We start from the raw sequence: 20,093 nt of genomic DNA, 5'->3' as shown, positions 1-20,093 counted from the left end.
GGTCATACTGGAGCAATGACGAGCCGGGTCAATCGCGGGTTAAGCCGGCATTCACCCTGGAAACGCATTCAGATCGCCCGATCCCGACCCGCCTGCTAGCCTGCGCGTATGAATATTGCTCTCGATACCGCCGTCTCCGGCATGTTGAACGCCCAAGCCCAAGCTGGGGCGGCGTCCGAACGGCTCGTCAATGCCGCGGCCAAAGGCGAAGGCATTATTCAGGCTGTGATTGCGGTCAAACGGGCGGAAACCGCCCAGAAGGCGTCCGCAGAAATGGTCAAGGTCGCTGACGACATGATGCGGACCACGCTCGACATTATCGTCTGAGCCCGCCTCGGTCGCTGGGTGGCCGGTGGGAGTCATCCCCCGCTCATGCAGTCTCCATTGGCGTGTAGCTGCATGCGGGGGATGACGAACCGGCCGGCCTATCGATCTGCCCGCATCGAAATATGCACACAGCGCGGCCCGCCTCTCGCAATCGATCAGCAGATGTCCTATCTGGGGGCCATGACCGATAAAGTTTCCGTAGATATCGTCGCCGATCTGGTCTGCCCCTGGTGCTGGCTCGGCAAGCGCAATTGGGATGCCGCCCGCAAGCTGGTGCCGGAAATCCCGGTCGAAGCCGTCTGGCGCCCCTTCCAGCTCGACCCGGACCTGCCCCGCGGTGGTCGGCCCTATGGCGAGTATATGAAGGCCAAATTCTCCGGTGAAAACACCGAACGCTGGGCCCAAATGCGCGCCCATCTCGAACAGGCTGCGCCAGCGGCGGGGATTGAATTCCGCTTCGACGACATCCCGGTCCGGCCCAACACGCTCAATGCCCATCGCGTCCTGCGCTGGGCAGCGGGTCAGGGTGTGGCTGATGCCGCTGCCGAAGGTCTGTTCCGGGCCTTTTTCGCCGACAGCCGCGATATCGGCGATACCCACACGCTGAGCCAGATCGCCGGTGCGGCCGGCCTCGATGATGAGTTGACGGCCGAGCTGCTCAGCTCGGACCTCGACGAGAAGGCGCTGCGCGAAGAGGAAGCCTTCTTCCGCAAGCTCGGCGTCTCCGGTGTCCCGACCTATATTTTCAACGGTCGTTTTGCGATTTCTGGCGCCCAAGAGCCGAAAATTCTCGCCGATGCCATCCGTCAGGCGGCGCAAGAGCCGGCCGAAACCGAATAGGGCTTCCCCGAACGCACGGCAGCTTCTAGGTTTCAGCAGCAATTTCGGAGACCATCACCATGACCGCCATGCAAGCCGTCGCACTTTATGCTGGCCTCAACATTCTGCTGCTGGTCTTCCTGGCCCTGAATGTCAGCCTCAACCGGCGGCGCGCGAAAATCAGCCTCGGGGTTGGCACTGACGCCCGCCTGGAGCAGGCCTGCCGCGCCCATGGCAATACCACGGAAAACCTGCCGCCTGCATTGATTGGCCTCACCCTGTTGGGCCTGCTGGGCACCGGCACGCTCGTTATTCACGCGCTCGGCATTGCGCTGAGTTTGGGACGGGGTCTGCACGCCTATGGTCTACTCACCGACCCGGGTCGCAGCATGGGCCGGGTGACGGGAACGACCTTGACCTGGCTCGTCCTGCTGGCCAGCGCACTGCTTCTGCTCGCCAAGGCGATCAGTTGAACCATTGCGACCCACGGCCCTCGGGAGCTATAGCCGCAGCATGAACAATCCCAACACTGCCCCCGACCCGCAAAAACTGCAGGACATCGCTGCTGATTTGATTGCCCGCGCCCTGCGCGCCGGCGCCGATACGGCGGAAGCCGTGGTCAGCGAATCGCGCACCACCGAACTCTCCGTCCGTGACGGTGCGCTGGAGGATATCGAGCGCTCTGAATCGCTCGATGCCGGCGTTCGCGTCTTCGTCGGCGCGAAGCAGGCTGGCGTTGCCTTCTCCGACCTGTCCGAACATGGCCGCGCGCTGACCATCGAGCGCGCCGTGGCAATGGCTCGACTGTCACCGGAAGATCCCTTTTCGGCCCTCGCCGACGCAGAACGCCTGTGCCGCAAACCGCCCGAAATCGCGATGTTCGACCAGACTCAATGGTCGCCAGAGGAGCTGGAAGCGCGTTCGATCGAAGTCGAGCAGGCCGCACGCGCCATTGAGGGCGTCTCCAAGACCGATTCGGCCTTCGCCAGTTTCGGCCAAGGCGCGGCGGCCTATGCCACCACGACCGGCTTCAATCAGGGCTGGCGCAAGAGCATGTTCAGCTATGGCACCAGCGTCATCGCCGAAAAGAATGGCGCCATGGAACGCGATTACGCCGCGACTGCTGGTCGCCGCCCGGTCGATCTGCGCTCCACGCTCGATATCGGCACCGAGGCCGGTGAGCGGACGGCCAAGCGCGTCGGACCACAAAAAATCGCCAGCGGCGTGCAGCCGGTCGTGTTCGACCGCCGCGTTGCGACGACTTTCCTCTCGGCCCTGTGCGGCGGGATTAGCGGTCCGGCCGTGGCGCGCGGAATTTCTTTCCTGCGCGAGAAGCTGGATCAGCCGGTCTTCGCCTCCGGCATTAATATTGTCGATGATCCGCATCGCGACTGGGGCCACAGCTCGTGTGCCTTTGACGGTGAAGGCACGGTCAACCGCCGCTCCAACCTGATCGAGGATGGCCGTCTGACGACCTGGCTGCTCAACAGCGCCGCCTCGCGGCAGCTGAAACTGGCACCGACCGGTCATGCCCGACGCTCCATGGGCGGCGCCCCCGGTGCCGGACCAACCAATCTGCATCTGGAAGCCGGCGCCCAGAGCCGCGCGGCGATGATTGGCGGTATCGAGTCCGGTGTGCTGGTGATGGAAATGTTCGGGCCTTCGCTCAATTCCAATACCGGCGACTGGTCAGTCGGCGTGTCGGGCTATCGCATAGCCAAGGGCCAGATCGACCATCCGGTCAGTGAAATCACCGTCGCCGGTAATCTGATCGACATCTTTGCGCGCTTAATTCCAGCCAGTGATCTGGAATTTCGCGGGTCAGTCAATTCGCCCAGCGTGCTGGTCGATGCCCTCTCGGTCGGCGGGCTCTAGGCCAGGCGCAACGCCCTCTCTCAACGGGAAACGAAACATGGACAGCACCAAAATCAACCAGCAACTCCTGCACTTGGTCATCGGCGGCGAACTGGTCTGCGTTGATCCGCAGAATTGCGAGTTCAAGGACCTCGAATCCGTCGATTTCGTCGGTGCCTATGGCTGTTATGAAGACGCCAAGGTCGCCTGGAAAAACGCGGCACAGCGCACGGTCGACAATGCGCATATGCGCTATTTCATCATCCACGCCCACCACTTGCTCGAGCCCAAATCTGAGCAGCACCACGACTAACGGATCCGCGATTTGACCGATCAACCCAACCAATCCACAGCCGCGCTCGGACGCCGGCTCTGGCGTGACTGGGTCTCACGGCGGCCCGGGCTTTGGGTCGGAGCGGTTCTGCTCTCGGTCATCACGGCGGCGGCGGCGGCGAGCTATGCCGGCCTGGTCGGCTGGACCTTCAATCTGCTGGAACAGCGCGACGCGGGCTTCTTCCCGATCGCGCCACTGGTCGCGATCAGCCTCGCCGCGGTGCGCGGTGTCAGCCTGTATTTCCAGACCTTGCAGACCAACAAGCTCGCCCTGACGGTGATGCAGGATTTGCAGAACGCCATGTTCGTCAAGCTGGTGCATGCCGATTTCGCGCGGCTGCAATCAGAGCCGGTCGGCAGCCTCGTCTCGCGCTTTACCAATGATATCAGCCTGCTGCGTGAAACCCTGGTGCGGCTGGCGAATAATCTGTTGCGCGACAGCATGACCGTGCTCTGGGCCATCGCCTGGATGCTGTATCTCGACTGGATGCTGACCCTGCTGGTACTGGTGGTCTATCCGCTCGCCGCTTGGCCGGTGATCAAGATCGGCCAGCGTCTGCGCAAGACCTCGGCGCAGGCCCAGTCGCAAATGGGCGAAGTCACCAGTCAGTTGGAGGAAAGCTTCTCCGGCACAAGGATGGTGAAGACATACGGGCTCGAAGATTATGAAGCGGCCCGGGCCGACAAATCCTTCTTTGAACGTTTGAAATTCCTGTTCAGCATCACCGAGAACAAGGCTCGCGTCGATCCGATCCTGGAAGTGGTCGGCGGGATCGCCTTTGCCGGCCTGGTCGGTTTCGCTGGCTGGCGCCTGCTGGCCGGGGAGACCTCCGTCGGCAATATTCTCGGCGTGTTGACCGGGATCGGCGTGATGTCGCCAGCGATCCGCGCTATCGGCACGCTGAGCGCCGTCGTCCAGGAAGGCTTCGCTGTCCTTGATCGTGTCTTCCACCTGCTCGACGAGGACAATCACGTCGCCGCCGCGCTGGAAGCACCGGCCATCAAGGCCAGCGCCGGCGAGATCAAGCTGGACGCGGTCGGGTTCAATTATGCCGACGGCACGATTGCGCTGCACGATGTCACCCTGCGCGCGCCGGCTGGCAAGACAGTCGCTTTGGTCGGGCCGTCCGGCTCGGGCAAATCGACCATCCTCAACCTGATCCCGCGCCTCTACGACCCGCAGCAAGGCGGTGTGATGATTGATGGCACCGATATCCGCTCGGTCTCGTTGGACTCGCTGCGGCGCAATATCGCCCTGGTCAGCCAGGACGTGACCCTGTTTGACGACAGCGTTGCCGCCAATATCGGCTTTGGCCGGCTCGACGCTGATCGTGAAGCCATTATCGCCGCCGCCAAGGCTGCCGACGCGCATGATTTCATCATGGGTCTGCCAGATGGCTATGACAGTCCGGTCGGGCCGCGTGGCAATAATCTGTCTGGCGGCCAGCGCCAGCGCCTGTCGATCGCCCGCGCCATCTTGAAAGACGCCCCGATCCTGCTGCTCGACGAGGCCACCAGCGCCCTCGACACCGAATCGGAACAGCGCGTTCAAGCGGCACTCGAGCGGCTTTCAGCCGGGCGGACCACGCTGGTCATCGCCCACCGCCTTTCAACGGTGCGCCAGGCGGACTGGATTTATGTGCTGCAGGCAGGCCGGGTGCATGAGCAGGGTCGCCATGACGATCTGATCGCCGATGACGCGCTCTATGCCAAGCTGTGCCGGATGCAATTCGGCACTGAGCCGGGCTAACCGACCGACGCCGCGACGACCATTTTCGCGCGCAAATCCGCGGTTGGCAGGCGGACCGAAAACACCGAGCCGCCACCGGGCGCGCTTTCGACTTCGATATCGCCATTCATCAATTCAGCCAGCTTCTTGGAGATCGCCAGACCGAGACCGGTGCCGCCATTCTGGCGCGACATCGCCGACTCGCCCTGGCTGAACGGCATGAAAACACGCTCGATCAGCGCCGCATCCATCCCGACGCCGGTATCGCTGACTTCGAAATTGACCGTATGCTGGCCATCAGCAGCCTGCACCGTCAGGCAGCGAACCCGGATCTCCCCGCGTTCGGTGAACTTGACGGCGTTGGATAGCAGGTTGGACAGGATTTGGCGGATCCGCGCCGGATCGCCGCTGGCATCACCTCCGACGCAGGGGTCGATTTCGACATGCAGGTTCAGCCCCTTTTCGAGGGCCTTCATCCGATAGGGTCCGGCGACGCTGCGGGTCAGTTCCGCCGGACAATAACTGGACGCCTCAACCTCGAATCGGCCCGATTCAATATTAGCCAGATCGAGAATATCGTTGAGGATATCAAGCAGGGCATGACCGGAGCTCTGGATCAGCTCAACCATTTCGCGTTGCGAGGCCTGCAGGTCCGTATTCATCAGCAGGCTCGACATGCCAAGCACGCCATTCATCGGCGTCCGGATTTCATGGCTCATCGTGGCCAGGAATTTTGACTTTGCGCGGCTGGCCTCAGTCGCTTGCTGCCGCGCCTCGACGAGATCGTGGATGTCCGTCAGCGCCCCGACCAGCCGGATCGGTTCGCCATCCGGTGTTCGGACCGCTTCGCCGCGCAGGCGGAACCAGCGATGCGCCCCGTCGACTACCTTGATCCGCACCGACAGGTCAAAGGGACGTCCGGCGCGGAAATGGGCCTGAAGGGCTGACTCGATCCGGGGAAAGTCATCGCGGTGCAGCAGGGCGCGAAATTTATCGGCCGGCATCGTCGACTCGCGGGGTTTGTCGCCCAGCAATTCGCGGCATCGGGCCGATGTGTAGACCTGGTCAGTCTGGATGCACCAGTCAATAATGCCGTCTGACATGCCACGGATCGCCAAGCTGGCTCGCTCGCCGGTTTCTATTGCAAGGATTTCTGTCGTCAAACGGCGCCGGTAATGATGCAGGACTTTCAACAATTCATCCCCGTCCTCGATCGGTCGCTTGAACAGGGCGACAACGACGCCGATGGATTGAGCGCCCTGATAAAGGGGCATCCCGGCATAGCCGCGAATGCCCATCTCCTTGAGCATATGGTCGCGCGGAAATTGCTCGGCGACACCGTCCTCGAAAACAAGTGCTCCGGACTGCATCACGCTGGCGCAGGGTGTACCTTCGACCGGATAGCAGAAATTGCCGCTGATCACGCCCTGGGACGCGACATGTAGCGTTCGCATCTGCCGGTGACCGGCATCGGTTCGTCCGAGATAAACGCTATCGGCGCCGAAATAGTCGGCGACCAGGGTGACGAAGGCCGACAGAAATGCCGCACCTGATTCGCGTGACAACCGGGAATTGAGACCGTCCAGCCGCTCGTTCGTCCGGTCTGCGGCTAACACCATCTCACGCATCTGCACTCTCCCGATTCCCGTTTCAAGCCGGCCCAACCGGATATCAACGTGGTTAACGGGGATTAATCTGCCGCAAAGCTGGGGAAAGAGTCGTCATATCTGATGCATAGGGCGGGCATAAAGAATCAACCTGAGATTATTCGCGGCGAAGCAGCTTTTCAGTCAACAGGTTACCCCACCAGCTCGCCATGAACCCCGATTGCACCGCCTCCCGGTCATAAACGGTCTCGACCCAGTCCATGAAACCGATCGGATGCGATTCGTTATAGGCGCGATAGGTCTCGAAGAAATAGTCCAGTACGCCGGTCTTGCCCGCTTTGACGTGCAGATATTTCAGCGACAAGTGCGCGATGGCCTCATCATAGGGCAGGTTCAAATGCGTCAGCGCAAACATGACAGAGACCAGCCCGGCCCGGTCTGCGCCGGATTTGCAATGCACCAGGGCGGGATATTCGATGGTCTCGAAAATCTTCACCGCGCGCTGGATGCGATCCACATAGGGCGCCTCGCGTGAGCCGAACGGCATGTCGTGCAGGGCCAAGCCGTGCAGTTCGCACGCTTCGCGCTCAAGGTCGTAATAGCAAACCCCCGGCTGGGGCCCACGAATATTCAGGATCGTCTTGAAGCCGTCGGCCGCCAGGGCTTCGAGCCGGTCCGGCGAGGGTTGATTGGCCCGCCAGAGACCGCCGCCGACCTCGTGCATATTGTGGAAGCGCAGGCGCAAGACCCCGTGATCCTTCCAGAGGTAATCGCTCCAGGCGCGCTTTCGATCGGTCGGATCGGTGAGATCATAGGCCATGCGGGTTCTTTCTTGCTGGTCCCGGATTTAGGATGCCCGGGCCAGTGAGGCAACCGCGCGCCGTGCTTGACCTTTCAGGCGGTGAAGGCGAGCAAGGGAACACGATGTTGAAACGCTTGCTGTCAAAGCCCTGGGCCCAGGAAATCGCTGCCTTCCTCGCGCTGCTCTATGTCGAGCTGGTGCGCCGCTCGATTCGCTGGGAAGTGCGCAATGGCGAATACGTCCAGCAGGTCTGGGACGAGAATTTGCCGATTCTCGGCTGTGTCTGGCATGGTCGCGTTCTGATGGCACTTCAGGCTTGGAACCAGCATTATGACCGCATGGTCGCACTGGCATCGCGATCCCGCGAGGGCGATATCGGCTCACGCTTCGCGCGCTGGTACAAGGTTGGCCTGGTGCGGGGTTCATCGCGCAATAATGCCAAGCCGCAAGCGGGCAAGGGCGGTGAGGCCGCCTATCGCGCCATGGTCAGCCATCTCAGCGCCGGCGGTAGCGGCGCGGTTACGCCGGACGGTCCACGCGGACCGCGAATGCGCGCCGGCTATGGTGCCATCCGCATGGCGCGCGATACCGGCGTTCCGATCATACCCGTCACTTGGTCGACACGGCGAAAAACCGTGCTGCACAAGGCCTGGGACCAGCATTGCCTGCCGCATTTTTTCACCCGCGGCATCATCATCTGGGGTGATCCGATTTATGTGGCGAAAGCCGCGACGGCAGAAGAGATGGAGGCGGCCCGCCTGCTGTTGGAGACCCGGCTCAATGAGTTGACGCGAGAGGCCGATGAGGCTTGCGGCGGCGAGATTATTGAGCCCGACAGTCGAATGCGGCCTGGCACCGGTGCCACGGCCCGTGGCATAATCAATGCCCCTGCCAAAGCCGAGGGAGCCAAGCGGTGAACCTGCCCCCCTCCCTCATCGCCTATCGCCTGTTGATGCGCTGCGCCTCGCCCTTGGCCAAACCCTTGCTGATGCAGCGAACACGCGCCGGCAAGGAGGATGCCGCACGCCGCAATGAACGCCTCGGCCGGCCGACCTTTCCGCGTCCGCCCGGTCAGCTGGTCTGGCTACACGGTGCCAGTGTTGGCGAGAGCCTGGTCCTGGCCAGCCTGATCGACGCCTTTGCCGCTTCCCAGCCCGAATTGCGCTTTCTGGTCACGACCGGGACGATGACGTCGGCCAAGCTGATGGCCCAGCGTTTGCCGCCAGTCGCGCGCCACCAATATCTCCCAATTGACACGCTGGGTGCCGTCAGGGGCTTTCTCGACTATTGGAAGCCCGATCTCGCCGTGTTTGCGGAATCCGAACTCTGGCCCAACCTGGTGATCGAAAGCCAACGGCGCGGCATTCCGATGGCGCTGGTCAATGCGCGCATGAATAGCCGCTCGCTCGCCAATTGGAACAAACGCCCGGACTCGGCGCGCCATTTGCTGGCCTGTTTCGACTGGATCGGGGCCGCCGACAGCCGCACCCGCGACGGGCTGGAAAACCTGACCGGCCAAGCCATCACCCTGGCGGGCAATCTCAAACTGGAAGTGCGCGCCGAAACGCCCGATCCGAAAGCGCTGGCCGATATCCGCAAAAAGCTCGAAGGCCGCCCGGTCTGGCTCGCCGCCTCGACCCATCCGGGCGAAGAAGCGATCATTCTCCATGCCCACGCCCTGACCCTGAAGACCCATCCCGACGCGCTGCTGATCCTCGCCCCGCGCCATCCCGAGCGCGGCGAAGAGGTGGCCCGCCTGATCGACAAGCAGGGCTTCCGTTTCGTCCAGCGTTCGGCCGGAAAAATGCCATCGCCGGATCACCAGATATGGCTCGCCGACACGCTCGGCGAAATGCCGCTCTGGTATGGCGCCGCACCGGCGGCGTTGATCGCCGGCAGCCTGCTGCCCGATATTGGCGGCCATAATCCGATCGAGGCCAGCCAAGCCGGCAGCGTCGTTATCAGTGGCGAGCACACCGCCAGTTTCGACGATCTCTACGCGATTTACCGCCAGCACAAGGCGATGATCACCGTCACCAACGCGGCCACAATCACGGCGGCGCTGGAGAAGATCTGGTCGCATCGCGGTCCGCCGATCAAGGCCGCCCGCGCGGCCATCGCCGAAGCCTCTGGCGGGGCGATGGCGACCAGCCTGGCGGCGCTGGAAGCCTTGTTGAAAGACGGCAAGGCCGCGGAGATCGCGCCATGAGGGAGCCGGCTTTCTGGCGCACCGATGGCGGGCGCGGTTCGGGCAGCCTGGTGCGCGCCCTGTTGACGCCGCTGGGCTGGATCTATGGCTGGGCCACAGCGCGGCGCATTCGCAAGACGACACCGGTCGATCCCGGCATTCCGGTGATCTGTATCGGCAATCTCACCCTGGGCGGCACCGGCAAGACGCCCATCGCCCAGACCATCCTGACCCGCCTGACCGATATGGGCTATCGCGCCCATGCCCTGTCACGCGGCTATGGCGGGCGCCTGAAAGGCCCCGTCCGGGTCGACCCGGCGATACAGGGCGCGGGCGATGTCGGCGATGAGCCGCTTTTGCTGGCTCGCGTAGCACCGGCCTGGATCAGCCGTGATCGGCCGGCCGGTGCCCTCGCTGCCGTCGAGGCTGCCGCCCAAGTGCTGGTGCTTGATGACGGCCATCAAAACCCCACCCTGCGCAAACGGCTTTCCTTCGTCGTCATTGACGGCGAAGCCGGTTGGGGTGCCAACAAGGTGTTTCCGGCCGGACCATTGCGCGAACCCGTCACCAAGGGCCTCGCCCGTGCCGATGCGGTGATCGTGATGACCCGCAATGCCGACACCCTGCCCGATTATGAGGGCCTCGGCCTGAGCGATCTGGAGGTCCCGGTCCTGCACGCTTGGCTCGCCCCGACCCAGCCGCCGCCGCGCGGATCGTTGGTCGCCTTTGCCGGGATTGGCCGGCCGCAGAAATTCTTCGATGCACTGCAGGCTGCCGGTGCCGACCTGTCGGAAACCGGTCAGTTCGCCGACCATCACCCCTATTCCAAAGGCGATCTGAAACGCCTGCAACGCCTGGCCACGGCGCATGATGCGGCGCTGATCACGACGGAGAAGGATTGGGTGCGTCTGCCTGCCGCGATGCGTGACGACGTCACGGCCTGGCCGGTGCGCGCCGAGTTCGCCAATCCGGCGGCGTTGGACGGCCTGTTGCGGGACATGATGGACGCCAGCGCGCCGGGCCGCTAAATCCCGTTCATGATCGAAGCGCAACGCAATGCCTCCTTCCTGACTCGCGCCGGCTGGCACATCGAAGCCCTGGCTTGGGACAGCTATAACGCCTGGTACCGGGCCAAGGGGTTGGACCGGGCGTCGGATGCCGGCGGTGAGTTGCTGCAGCGCCTCGGGCCGCTGACCCCGACCCACAAGATCGCCCGCATCAATCTGCAGCGCTGCTTCCCCGAAGCCGCCGAACCGGAGATCGACCGGCTCTTGCGCGGAATGTGGGATAATTTCGGCCGACTGGCCGGCGAAATGCCGCACATGCATCTGTTCGAGGATGACGCCTTCTTCGAGGAGCGCGTCGAGTTCATCGGCCGTGAAAAGCTCGAAGCGGCACGCGATGCCAATCAGCCTCTGGTCATCATCTCGACCCATAGCGCCAATTGGGAAATCTCCGGCACCGCGATCTCCAAGACCGGCCTGCCCTGTTACATCACGTATCGGCCGGCCAATAATCCACTGATCGATGAGCGCATTCTCGCCGCCCGCGCCGATTACGGCATCAAGCTGATGACCGCCAAGGGCGGCGATGGTGCCAAGGAATTGCTGCAAACCTTGAAGCGCGGCGAGACCGTGGCGCTGATGAACGACCAGAAAATGAATGACGGCATCGAAGCGCCCTTCTTCGGCCATCCCTCGATGACGGCGCCCGGGCCGACCAAGCTGGCGATGCGCTTCAATTGCCCGCTGGTGCCGCTTTCGGTACGTCGGCTTGAGGGCGCGCGCTTCCGGATCGAGATCCATGACCCGATCGAAGTCTCGACCCATCCCGACAAGCCGACCGCCATCGTCGAGACCGTGACGCGGATCAATCAATGGATCGAAGCCGAGATCCGCCGCGCGCCGGAACAATGGTTTTGGGTCCACCGCCGCTGGGCGAAGGATGTCTACCGGCAGGGTTGATGTGCGCCTATTCGACCGTCTGGATAGCCGCCGGATCGAGCTCGAGCAAAAGGGCCGGGTCGACATAGAAGCTGTTCTGGAACTTCACCCGCCAGTCGAGATGCGGCCCGGTGGCGCGGCCGCCTGAGCCGATTTCACCGATCAATTGCCCCTGTTCAACCATATCGCCGACCGCCACGTGAACGGCGCTCATGTGCAGGAAACAACTGATCAGGCCGTGGCCATGATCGATGAAGACCAGCCCGCCCTCATAATACATGTCCGGTTCGGCCAGCACGACACGGCCTGAGGCCGGGGCGGTGACAGGCGTGCCCGGATCATTGGCCCAGTCCAAGCCCCAATGCGGATTGCCGGCGGTCCCGTTATAGATCCGTTGTGAACCATAGACGCCGGTGGTGATGCCCTCGGCCGGACGAGTGAAACCGCCGAGAAAGCCGGTCCCATCCCAATGGCTCGCGAAGGCAGCCTGCTTCTCGGCGTATTCGCGCTGGCGGCGCGGCAGGGTGGAGGGATCCGGTGTCACAGTCGATTGCGGCACGCCCTCGATACGCTGGATGGCAAATTCACGCTGGGTGATCGCCTGCATACGGTCGATCCGCTCTGCCATGCCGGCACCGGCGACCGTGAAGCGCATTTCGCGCGGCGCGTCGCGCGGAATGCCAATCACCGCCCAGCCCGAAGCATCGGTATCGGCGGTGACGTCACCGAGCGTGACGCGGCTATCGGGCCCGAAATGGCAGATCAACAGGGCGCCCTCGACGAACCCGCCGGCGCAGCCCTGAACGGGCGCTTGGGCCATCGGAGCCGGCATCGCTGCCACTTCGGCGGCGTCCGGTGATTGCGCCGCGATCATTTCGGCAATCGGATCAAGCGGTGCCGACGCGACCTCGGCCTGCAAGGCCAGCGCAGCAATCAGCGCGATCATCGACCCGCCCCGCCATGGATTTCCGACCATCGCCTGGTCGCCACAATCGTGTCGCGATAAGCCTCCTGGTCGTCGACGCTCCAATAGCGCAGATCCGCCAAAGCAATCGGATCCCCGGTCACGGCGCAGCGCACGAAGGCGCCTGGCTTGAGGATGATGAAATCGGAATCGCCGAATTCCAGGATGGCTTCACCCGAGAAATCAGCTTCGAAAGGATTGTCTGTCTGGTTCATGAAACCCGTTTAGCATGCGTTGACCGATGAGGGGAATGGGGCCGCCTGCGCCCGCACGAAAATCTCCACGCGGCTCGCCGCTGGAGGGATAAGTGGCCCTCCCGGGATGGGAGGTGTGTGGGACGCCGGCGAATGCCGGGTAACGCGTATAGTTTAAGTGTGACATCCGAGACGTCCCACACGTGCAGTTTTCTCGGGCTGTCTCCACCCCGGTTCCAATCCAGAAAGGTACTCAGGTCGGTCGTTTAGTGCCGTCAGACCTTAATGGACGCCCTGCCAGCGCTCGGGATGTCACCCCTTCGCCCGGACAGGCTGCACGCTCCCGATCGCCGCGACTGACTGAGCTCGTGCCTCCCGTGCGACCGGAACAGCTGGATTATGCGCGCGGGTTGAGGGGGTGGGGATAACATCCCTCAAAATTCGTCATCCTGACGCAAGTCAGGACCTCGATAGACCGGGCTCCGCACTCGTCACGTCGAGGTCCCGGCCTTCGCCGGGATGACGTGGGATAATTGTCGGCGGTGGGGGATAAGCCGCGCCCTAGAATAAAGTCCCCTGCCCAACACACCGCCTTCCCCCGGAGGAGCGCAGCGAATTCCGGGGCCTGCCACCCGTCAGGAGCCTGTCTGGATTCCCCTCCGGCAGGCCCCGGCACAAGGCCGGGGGAAGTATATTATTGTATTTGTGGAAAATTTCGACCCGCGCGGGCCACAGCCCGCCCTAAAACAAAGTCCCCTGCCCGGCCGCGCGCGGCTTGGCCTTCGGCAAGGGCTTGGCTTTCGGCCGTGCAACTGGCGCCCCCTTCCCCGGCTCGCCATCAATCACAGCCCCGCGCCGCGCATCGGCGAATTCCAGCTCGACGCTCGCGCCTGAAGCCAGGCTCGCCCCCGTCCGCACCAACTTGCCCTCCCCATCGCGCACCAGCACGAAGCCGCGCTTGAGCGCCGAAGTGTGGCTGAGCGCCTCGAGCCGGGCGGCCCAATTGTCGAGCGTGCGGCGCTGATCGCGCAGGATGCGCGTCGCGGCGGGGGCCAAGCGGCCGCTTCGATCCGAGAGGCGTTCGCGCTTTTGCTGGATGTCGCGGCGCAGGGTGACGGGGCGCAGGCGGGCCGTCAGCACCAGGAGTTTCGAGCGCTTTTCTCCGGCACCGGCCAGGAGCGCACCGTCGAGCTTGTCGGCGACCATGTCGAAGCGTTGGCGTTTGAGTTCCAGCAGCGAGGTCGGGCGTGGCAGGGCGCGCGCCGCCGAGCGAAGCTCGGTGCGGCGGCGTTCGATCAGACGGGAGAGGCCGGCGACCAGACGGCCGCCGAGCGTGTCGAGACTGGCTTTCAGTTCGGCGCGGACGGGGACGGCGATCTCGGCAGCACCCGTCGGTGTGGGCGCGCGGCGGTCGGAGGCGTAATCGATCAGCGTGGTGTCGGTCTCATGGCCGACGGCGGAGATCAGCGGGATCACCGATTCGGCGGCGGCACGGACGACGATTTCCTCGTTGAAGGCCCAGAGGTCTTCAATCGAGCCGCCGCCGCGCGCGATGATGATCACGTCGGGGCGGGGCACGGCGCCGCCCGCGTCCAGCGCATTGAAGCCCCGGATCGCTTCGGCGATCTGCCCGGCGGCTGCCTCGCCCTGGACCAGCACCGGCCAGAGCAGGACATGGCATGGGAAGCGGTCACGCAGGCGATGAAGAATGTCGCGGATCACAGCACCGGTCGGTGAGGTGACGACGCCGATGGTGCGCGGCAGGAAAGGGATCGGCTGTTTGCGCTCGGCATCGAACAGGCCTTCGGCGGCGAGCTTTTTGCGGCGTTCATCGAGCAGCGCCATCAGCGCGCCGGCGCCGGCCGGTTCCATCGATTCGACGATCAGCTGGTATTGCGAGCGGCCCGGATAGGTCGACATCCGGCCTTCGATGATAACTTCGAGCCCCTCCTCCGGCCTGAAGCGGAAATGCGCCGCAGTGCCCTTCCAGGCAATCGAGGTGATGACGGATTTATCATCCTTGAGGTCGAAATAGACATGGCCCGATTTGGCGACCACGACACGGCCCAGCTCGCCGCGCACGCGGACATGGCCGAAAGCGTCCTCCACCGTGCGCTTGAGCGATCCGGCCAGTTCGGAAACGGAGAATTCGTGGATATTGCCGGTCGGTGTGTCCATTCTCACTTGGTAAGGCGGATCGCGCCGGGCTGCAACGGGATGAGGGACTCACGATGTCGGGTAGTTTACGATAGGGGAAAGCTAGCTTTGGCATGAGGTCGAGATGAAGGTTCTGGTTATCGGGTCCGGCGGGCGCGAACACGCCCTGGTCTGGAAAATCGCCCAAAGTCCTATCCTGAAAACTCTGATCGCAGCACCGGGAAGCGCCGCCATCAGCGAGCTGGCCGAATGCGTCGACATCCCGGTGTCTGATCTGGACGGACTGGTCGAGCTGGCACGCAGACGCTCGGTCGATCTGGTGGTGATCGGCCCGGAAATTCCGCTCTGCGAAGGGCTGGCTGACAAGCTGCGCGCGACCGGTATCACGGTGTTTGGCCCGTCCAAGGCCGCCGCCATGCTGGAGACTTCCAAGGCCTACGCCAAGGATTTCTATGCCCGTCACAATGTTCCGTCGGCGCGCTATGGCGTGTTCGACGACGCAGCCAAAGCCAAGGCGTTTCTCGACCAGTTCGAGGCGCCCTATGTGCTGAAAGCCGACGGGCTCGCGGCCGGCAAGGGCGTGGTGATCCTGCAGACGCGCGAAGCGGCCGAGGCCGAGATCGATGCCTTCTTGTCGGGCAAGTTTGGCGCAGCGTCGAAAACGCTGGTGATCGAGGAATTCATGCGCGGTGAGGAAGTTTCGATCTTCGCCCTGTGTGATGGCAAGACGGTGCTGTATGGCGGCGCGGCCCAGGATCACAAGCGTGTCGGCGAAGGCGATACCGGTCCCAATACCGGCGGCATGGGTGCCTATTCGCCCGCCCCGATCGCGACACCGGCGCTGATCAAAACCGTGATGAAAACCATCATCGAGCCGACCGCCGCCGGTCTGGCCGCCGAGGGCGCACCGTTTCAGGGCGTGTTGTTTGCCGGCATCATGGTGACGCCCGAAGGGCCGAAAACGGTCGAATTCAATATCCGCTTTGGCGACCCGGAATGCCAAGTATTGATGCCACGCATCGCCGGCGATTTTCTGCCCTGGCTGAAGGCTGCAGCGAGCGGTGACCTCGCCAGCATGCCCCCCATCGACTGGTCACCGGAGCCGGCCATCACCGTCGTGATGGCAGCGGCGGGCTATCCGGGCGACTATAAAAAGGGCTCGGTGATCGAGGGCGTCGATGCTGCCAATGAGATGGACGGGGTTTTTGTGTTCGAGGCTGGCACCGCGCGGGACGATCAGGGGCGCCGCATCGCCGCTGGCGGCCGGGTGTTGAACGTCACCGCGACCGGGGAGAGCTTGCACTACGCGGCTGACCGGGCCTACACCGCGATTGACGCGATTGACTGGCCACAAGGCTTTTGTCGCCGCGACATCGCCTGGCGAGCGCTCAAGACCCATTAGGGCGGTGCGCTTCAGTCTGGAGAATTGACTTCCCGACTGGTCGGGGCATGTTTGACGCCAAGAAATAAATGGCGGGGAGACAAACATGTTTCGATCAATTCTCAGTTCGGTCGTCGCTGCGACGGCCCTGATCACAATCGGCGGCACGGCTCTGGCACAGGCCGATCCTGCGGCAGCCGGCGACGGGCTCACCGTCATTCACGCCGGTCATTTGCTGGCCATTCCCGGCCACGCGCCGGCCGATCAGCAATCCATCCTCATTCGCGACGGTCGCATTGAAGCGATCCAGGACGGCTTCGTGACGCCCGATGGCGCTGCGATCATCGACCTGTCCAATCGCTTCGTCCTGCCCGGCCTGATCGACAGCCATGTGCATCTGCAGGGCGAGCTGGGCCCTGAAGGCCGTCTGCTGGAAGTGACCGAAAACAGCGCCGACCTGGCCCTCAATGGCGCCCATAATGCGCGCACCACTTTGATGGCCGGCTTCACCACCGTGCAGGATGTCGGCGGAGATCTGGAAGCGTCAACCGGCCTGCGCGATGCGATCCGCGATGGCGATGTGATCGGGCCGCGCATGCGCGTCTCCGGCCCGGCCGTCACGCCGACCGGCGGCCATGCCGACGTCAATGGTTTCTCGACCGCGGTGATGGATGCCCTCACCAGCCGCTCGGCCTGTAATGGCCCGGCCGATTGCCGCCGGGTTGTGCGCGAGCTGATCCGCGCTGGCGTCGATGTCATCAAGATCACCGCAACCGGCGGCGTGTTGTCCAACACCGCCGCGGGCGTCGAGCAGCAATTCTTCGATGACGAATTGGACTCAATTGTCGGCGCAGCCCACATGATGGGCCGCCAGGTCACGGCGCACGCGCATGGCGTCACCGGGATCAATTCCTTCCTCGAAGCCGGCGGCGATTCCATCGAGCACGGCACCTATCTCGATGCCGCCTCGATCCGCCTGTTCCGCAGCCATCACGCCTATCTGATTCCGACCCTGCTAGCCGGGGCCACCGTCGCCGAGATCGCGCAAACCGCCGACTGGATGACGCCCGCCGTGCGCGCAAAATCGCTCTCGGTCGGACCGATCATGCTGGACATGGCGCGGCGCGCCCATGAGGGCGGCGTGATGATCGCCTTTGGTACCGATAGTGGCGTCTCGCGTCACGGCATCAATGCCCGCGAATTCCCGCTGCTGGTCCAGGCCGGTCTGACACCGATGGAAGCGATCGAGACGGCCACCGTCAACGCATCGACCCACCTGCAGATGGATGCCGATATCGGCACGATCGAGACCGGCAAATATGCCGACATCATCGCCGTCGACACCGACCCGCTCGACGATATCTCGGCACTGCTCGACGTCGATTTCGTGATGCAGGGCGGCGTGGTCTACAAGAACGAAGACTGATGCGGCCGCGCCGCCCTGAACGGCGGCGCACCGGCATTCAACACAACAGCCTCGCAAGCGGTCAGGCGGACGGATGGATCATGTCTCAAATCGATAGCAATTTTTCCGGCACCAAGGACGTCGCCGAGGCTCTGGCCTTCGACCAGGACGCGCTGGCAGCCTGGATGACGCAGAACGTGGATGGCTATGCCGGACCGCTTGTCGTCAGCCAGTTCAAGGGCGGTCAGTCCAACCCGACCTACAAGCTTGAGACGCCGGGACAAAGCTATGTTCTGCGCCGCAAGCCACCAGGCAAGCTCTTGCCGTCGGCGCATGCGGTCGATCGCGAATTTCGGGTGATGAAGGCGCTGGGCGAGGCCGGTTTTCCCTGCCCGAAAATGTTCGGCCTGTGCATGGACCGCGATGTGGTTGGCACGGAATTCTATGTGATGGAATTCATCGAGGGACGGATCTTCTGGGACCCGCTGCTGCCCGGCATGGAGCCGGCCGAACGCGCTGCGATCTATGACGCCTCCAATGCCACGCTGGCGCAATTGCACGGCATCGATATCGAAGCGGCTGGCCTGTCGGACTATGGCAGACCGGGCAATTATTTCGAGCGTCAGATCGGGCGCTGGACCAAGCAATACCGCGCCGCCGAGACCGACACCATCGAAGCGATGGACCAGCTGATCGACTGGCTGCCAACCGCTGCCCCCGAGCAGGAGCGCACCAGCGTCGTGCATGGCGATTACCGGCTCGACAATATGGTCTTCCACCCGACCGAGCCGCGCGTCATCGCGGTGCTCGACTGGGAATTATCGACCTTGGGCGATCCGATGGCCGATTTCACTTATCAGCTGATGGGCTGGATGGTGCCGCCAGCGATCCGCAGCGGTTTTCTCGGTGTCGATCTGGCCCCGCTCGGCATTCCCGATGTCGCCGCCTACACCCAAGCCTATTGCGCGCGCACGAACCGGACCGGTATTCCAGCGCTGGATTTCTACTTCGCCTATAACCTGTTCCGCCTCGCCTCGATCTGCCAGGGCGTCTATGCTCGCGCGCTGCAGGGCAATGCCTCCAATTCCAAGGCCCTGGAAACCGGCCAAGCCGTCAAACCGTTGGCGGAAGGTGCTTGGGGGTTTGCCAAGAAGGCCGGGGCTTAGGACGCCTTCATCGCCTCGATCATCGCGGCTCGTCGTTTCAGGCTGCCCCTCGTCCACGTGTTTTCGTAATTGTAGAATTCATCCACGGCGTAATCATCCGGCGGCAGGATGACCCACGGCTGCTTGGTTGATGTGAAGATATGCACGTCGGGCGGCAGCCGGTCGGGATTGTCCAACGTGCCCACGCGGATAAAGCGGATGCGTTCCCGCAAACCACCCATGTGATAATTGCTCCAGACGGCCACCCGGCATTTTGGACAACGGGCGATGATCTGTCCCTTGCCGCTGGGCGAGAGCGTATCAATCGTCTCCACCTCGCCGGCGAGCAGGCTGACCCGCGTCGCTTCAATCAGAGCGTTGAGCGCGAAGGCGGTTCCGGTCTGGCGCTGGCACCAGCGGCAGTGGCAGCAATGAACAATCAGGGGCTCCAGCTCCACACGATAGCGCACTGAGCCACAGCCGCAGCCGCCGTCGCAGGTTTCGGTTTTCTGGTTCATGTCCGGAGCCCCCGAGCGTTTTGTTGGCAAAGTTCACGTCTTGAGGACCATGAAACCCTGCCCGATGATGATGGCGGACCTATTCAGGTGCCTGTTTGGCCTCCACAGGTACCATGACATGGGCCATCGATGTGTCACCCCACATGACGTAGGGACCGCCAACATACGGATTGCGCGGCATATTGGATACCATGTCCAGATCCGGGAAAAGCATCATCAGATGGGGTCCGTCCTGCACCCAGACGCCGCCATCATGGAGGTCGGTCGCCATCGGATTGTCATTATTGACCATGGCGTCGCCGGCCAGCATGTAGGACACGCCGACGACGTCGGTGGAAAATTCGGACCCGCTGGCGGCGGCTGCCATCCAGTCCATCCAGACGGCGTCATTGCACATCGGGTGTCGATCGCCGGCAATCAGCCCGACGCCCGGCAGGCATACCCAGCCATTGCTGCCCTCGCGCAAAATCGTTCCGTCAACATCCATGATCGTGGCATTGTCGGTGATATCAGATGGCGCTGCCGTGATCGCACGGGCGATTTTTTGCTCGGCGGTTTCCGGTGCGCTCGAGGGCTCGTCGGCATAAGTGGGCGAAATCGCTAATACTGTCAGGCTGAGGAGGGCGATGCCTCCCGTGAGAGTTTTGGAAATACGTGTCATTTGAATCGCTCCATGAGAACAGGGACTGTGTGATTGAAGCCTAGAGCCTGTTTTGAGCGCATACTT

At 63.2% G+C, this 20,093-nt stretch carries 20 protein-coding genes; 13 read left to right on the top strand and 7 right to left on the bottom strand.

From position 1 onward, the window contains the following. Nucleotides 1-108 precede the first annotated feature (108 nt). From AAC029_RS01095 to AAC029_RS01070, 6 genes are all read left to right on the top strand, one after another. Complete coding sequence (locus AAC029_RS01095; protein WP_339742998.1) at nucleotides 109-327, top strand: hypothetical protein; 219 nt, start codon at nucleotides 109-111, stop codon at nucleotides 325-327. Between the two features lie 180 nt (nucleotides 328-507). Beyond that, entirely contained in the window at nucleotides 508-1,167 is a 660-nt protein-coding gene (locus AAC029_RS01090) for a DsbA family oxidoreductase (protein ID WP_339742995.1), read from the top strand. 59 nt (nucleotides 1,168-1,226) lie between these two features. Further along, a complete protein-coding gene (locus AAC029_RS01085) occupies nucleotides 1,227-1,619 on the top strand; it encodes an MAPEG family protein (protein ID WP_339742992.1) in 393 nt (130 codons plus the stop codon). Between the two features lie 40 nt (nucleotides 1,620-1,659). Next, the gene (locus AAC029_RS01080) at nucleotides 1,660-3,021 is read left to right on the top strand and encodes a TldD/PmbA family protein (RefSeq protein WP_339742990.1); all 1,362 of its coding nucleotides are present in this window, start codon (nucleotides 1,660-1,662) and stop codon (nucleotides 3,019-3,021) included. Nucleotides 3,022-3,058: 37 nt separating this feature from the next. After that, a complete protein-coding gene (locus AAC029_RS01075) occupies nucleotides 3,059-3,313 on the top strand; it encodes a DUF4170 domain-containing protein (protein WP_339742987.1) in 255 nt (84 codons plus the stop codon). Between the two features lie 12 nt (nucleotides 3,314-3,325). Then, nucleotides 3,326-5,083 carry an ABC transporter ATP-binding protein gene (locus AAC029_RS01070; protein ID WP_339742984.1) on the top strand — a complete coding sequence of 586 codons (1,758 nt, stop codon included), beginning with the start codon at nucleotides 3,326-3,328 and terminating at the stop codon, nucleotides 5,081-5,083. On the opposite strand, the gene AAC029_RS01065 is transcribed toward AAC029_RS01070, so the two are convergent. Next, nucleotides 5,080-6,690 (bottom strand): ATP-binding protein, encoded by a 1,611-nt coding sequence (locus AAC029_RS01065; protein ID WP_339742981.1) that lies wholly within the window; start codon nucleotides 6,688-6,690, stop codon nucleotides 5,080-5,082. The two genes, AAC029_RS01070 and AAC029_RS01065, sit on opposite strands and share 4 nt — an antisense overlap. A gap of 136 nt (nucleotides 6,691-6,826) precedes the next feature. Continuing rightward, nucleotides 6,827-7,489, bottom strand: coding sequence for a sulfur transferase domain-containing protein (locus AAC029_RS01060; RefSeq protein WP_339742978.1), 663 nt, complete (start codon nucleotides 7,487-7,489; stop codon nucleotides 6,827-6,829). A 104-nt stretch (nucleotides 7,490-7,593) separates the two neighbouring features. Here AAC029_RS01060 and AAC029_RS01055 point away from each other — a divergent pair, with 104 nt between their 5' ends. The 4 genes from AAC029_RS01055 to AAC029_RS01040 are packed head-to-tail and all read left to right on the top strand — an operon-like array spanning nucleotide 7,594 to nucleotide 11,623. Beyond that, entirely contained in the window at nucleotides 7,594-8,388 is a 795-nt protein-coding gene (locus AAC029_RS01055) for a lysophospholipid acyltransferase family protein (protein ID WP_339742976.1), read from the top strand. Continuing rightward, nucleotides 8,385-9,680, top strand: coding sequence for a 3-deoxy-D-manno-octulosonic acid transferase (locus AAC029_RS01050; RefSeq protein WP_339742972.1), 1,296 nt, complete (start codon nucleotides 8,385-8,387; stop codon nucleotides 9,678-9,680). Before AAC029_RS01055 ends, AAC029_RS01050 begins: the two co-directional genes overlap by 4 nt. Then, complete coding sequence (lpxK, locus tag AAC029_RS01045; protein WP_339742969.1) at nucleotides 9,677-10,687, top strand: tetraacyldisaccharide 4'-kinase; 1,011 nt, start codon at nucleotides 9,677-9,679, stop codon at nucleotides 10,685-10,687. The genes AAC029_RS01050 and lpxK overlap by 4 nt, the downstream gene beginning before the upstream one ends. A gap of 9 nt (nucleotides 10,688-10,696) precedes the next feature. Beyond that, nucleotides 10,697-11,623 carry a lysophospholipid acyltransferase family protein gene (locus AAC029_RS01040; RefSeq protein ID WP_339742966.1) on the top strand — a complete coding sequence of 309 codons (927 nt, stop codon included), beginning with the start codon at nucleotides 10,697-10,699 and terminating at the stop codon, nucleotides 11,621-11,623. Nucleotides 11,624-11,630: 7 nt separating this feature from the next. On the opposite strand, the gene AAC029_RS01035 is transcribed toward AAC029_RS01040, so the two are convergent. The 3 genes from AAC029_RS01035 to xseA form a co-directional block, all read right to left on the bottom strand. Next, on the bottom strand, nucleotides 11,631-12,548 hold the full coding sequence (locus AAC029_RS01035; protein WP_339742964.1) for a M23 family metallopeptidase: 918 nt from the start codon (nucleotides 12,546-12,548) through the stop codon (nucleotides 11,631-11,633). Further along, nucleotides 12,545-12,781, bottom strand: a complete 237-nt coding sequence (locus AAC029_RS01030) for a DUF2093 domain-containing protein (protein ID WP_339742961.1) — start codon at nucleotides 12,779-12,781, stop codon at nucleotides 12,545-12,547. The genes AAC029_RS01035 and AAC029_RS01030 overlap by 4 nt, the downstream gene beginning before the upstream one ends. A gap of 720 nt (nucleotides 12,782-13,501) precedes the next feature. Further along, nucleotides 13,502-14,938 (bottom strand): exodeoxyribonuclease VII large subunit, encoded by a 1,437-nt coding sequence (gene xseA, locus AAC029_RS01025; protein ID WP_339742958.1) that lies wholly within the window; start codon nucleotides 14,936-14,938, stop codon nucleotides 13,502-13,504. 103 nt (nucleotides 14,939-15,041) lie between these two features. On the opposite strand from xseA, the gene purD reads away from it, so the two are divergent. The 3 genes from purD (at nucleotide 15,042) to AAC029_RS01010 (ending at nucleotide 18,869) form a co-directional block, all read left to right on the top strand. Next, nucleotides 15,042-16,319, top strand: a complete 1,278-nt coding sequence (gene purD / locus AAC029_RS01020; RefSeq protein ID WP_339742955.1) for a phosphoribosylamine--glycine ligase — start codon at nucleotides 15,042-15,044, stop codon at nucleotides 16,317-16,319. A gap of 85 nt (nucleotides 16,320-16,404) precedes the next feature. Then, a complete protein-coding gene (locus AAC029_RS01015; protein WP_339742953.1) occupies nucleotides 16,405-17,724 on the top strand; it encodes an amidohydrolase family protein in 1,320 nt (439 codons plus the stop codon). A gap of 80 nt (nucleotides 17,725-17,804) precedes the next feature. Beyond that, nucleotides 17,805-18,869 carry a phosphotransferase gene (locus AAC029_RS01010; protein WP_339742950.1) on the top strand — a complete coding sequence of 355 codons (1,065 nt, stop codon included), beginning with the start codon at nucleotides 17,805-17,807 and terminating at the stop codon, nucleotides 18,867-18,869. Here the strand turns inward: AAC029_RS01010 and AAC029_RS01005 are convergent. Next, the gene (locus tag AAC029_RS01005) at nucleotides 18,866-19,366 is read right to left on the bottom strand and encodes a GFA family protein (protein ID WP_339742947.1); all 501 of its coding nucleotides are present in this window, start codon (nucleotides 19,364-19,366) and stop codon (nucleotides 18,866-18,868) included. The two genes, AAC029_RS01010 and AAC029_RS01005, sit on opposite strands and share 4 nt — an antisense overlap. Before the next feature lie 79 nt (nucleotides 19,367-19,445). Next, nucleotides 19,446-20,027, bottom strand: a complete 582-nt coding sequence (locus tag AAC029_RS01000; RefSeq protein ID WP_339742945.1) for a hypothetical protein — start codon at nucleotides 20,025-20,027, stop codon at nucleotides 19,446-19,448. Nucleotides 20,028-20,093 lie beyond the last annotated feature (66 nt).

Source organism: uncultured Maricaulis sp., from assembly GCF_963975345.1.
Classification (GTDB): domain Bacteria; phylum Pseudomonadota; class Alphaproteobacteria; order Caulobacterales; family Maricaulaceae; genus Maricaulis.
Note: the sequence above shows the minus strand (reverse complement) of the source record. Positions and strands in the feature narration are given on the sequence as shown.

Excerpts from the sequence above, each read along its gene's own strand:
- AAC029_RS01095 (WP_339742998.1), top strand. The coding sequence starts at position 109 with ATGAATATTGCTCTCGATACCGCCGTCTCCGGCATGTTGAACGCCCAA.
- AAC029_RS01090 (WP_339742995.1), top strand. The coding sequence starts at position 508 with ATGACCGATAAAGTTTCCGTAGATATCGTCGCCGATCTGGTCTGCCCC.
- AAC029_RS01085 (WP_339742992.1), top strand. The coding sequence starts at position 1,227 with ATGACCGCCATGCAAGCCGTCGCACTTTATGCTGGCCTCAACATTCTG.
- AAC029_RS01080 (WP_339742990.1), top strand. The coding sequence starts at position 1,660 with ATGAACAATCCCAACACTGCCCCCGACCCGCAAAAACTGCAGGACATC.
- AAC029_RS01075 (WP_339742987.1), top strand. The coding sequence starts at position 3,059 with ATGGACAGCACCAAAATCAACCAGCAACTCCTGCACTTGGTCATCGGC.
- AAC029_RS01065 (WP_339742981.1), bottom strand. The coding sequence starts at position 6,690 with ATGCGTGAGATGGTGTTAGCCGCAGACCGGACGAACGAGCGGCTGGAC.
- AAC029_RS01060 (WP_339742978.1), bottom strand. The coding sequence starts at position 7,489 with ATGGCCTATGATCTCACCGATCCGACCGATCGAAAGCGCGCCTGGAGC.
- AAC029_RS01055 (WP_339742976.1), top strand. The coding sequence starts at position 7,594 with ATGTTGAAACGCTTGCTGTCAAAGCCCTGGGCCCAGGAAATCGCTGCC.
- lpxK (WP_339742969.1), top strand. The coding sequence starts at position 9,677 with ATGAGGGAGCCGGCTTTCTGGCGCACCGATGGCGGGCGCGGTTCGGGC.
- AAC029_RS01040 (WP_339742966.1), top strand. The coding sequence starts at position 10,697 with ATGATCGAAGCGCAACGCAATGCCTCCTTCCTGACTCGCGCCGGCTGG.
- AAC029_RS01035 (WP_339742964.1), bottom strand. The coding sequence starts at position 12,548 with ATGATCGCGCTGATTGCTGCGCTGGCCTTGCAGGCCGAGGTCGCGTCG.
- AAC029_RS01030 (WP_339742961.1), bottom strand. The coding sequence starts at position 12,781 with ATGAACCAGACAGACAATCCTTTCGAAGCTGATTTCTCGGGTGAAGCC.
- xseA (WP_339742958.1), bottom strand. The coding sequence starts at position 14,938 with ATGGACACACCGACCGGCAATATCCACGAATTCTCCGTTTCCGAACTG.
- purD (WP_339742955.1), top strand. The coding sequence starts at position 15,042 with ATGAAGGTTCTGGTTATCGGGTCCGGCGGGCGCGAACACGCCCTGGTC.
- AAC029_RS01015 (WP_339742953.1), top strand. The coding sequence starts at position 16,405 with ATGTTTCGATCAATTCTCAGTTCGGTCGTCGCTGCGACGGCCCTGATC.
- AAC029_RS01010 (WP_339742950.1), top strand. The coding sequence starts at position 17,805 with ATGTCTCAAATCGATAGCAATTTTTCCGGCACCAAGGACGTCGCCGAG.
- AAC029_RS01005 (WP_339742947.1), bottom strand. The coding sequence starts at position 19,366 with ATGAACCAGAAAACCGAAACCTGCGACGGCGGCTGCGGCTGTGGCTCA.
- AAC029_RS01000 (WP_339742945.1), bottom strand. The coding sequence starts at position 20,027 with ATGACACGTATTTCCAAAACTCTCACGGGAGGCATCGCCCTCCTCAGC.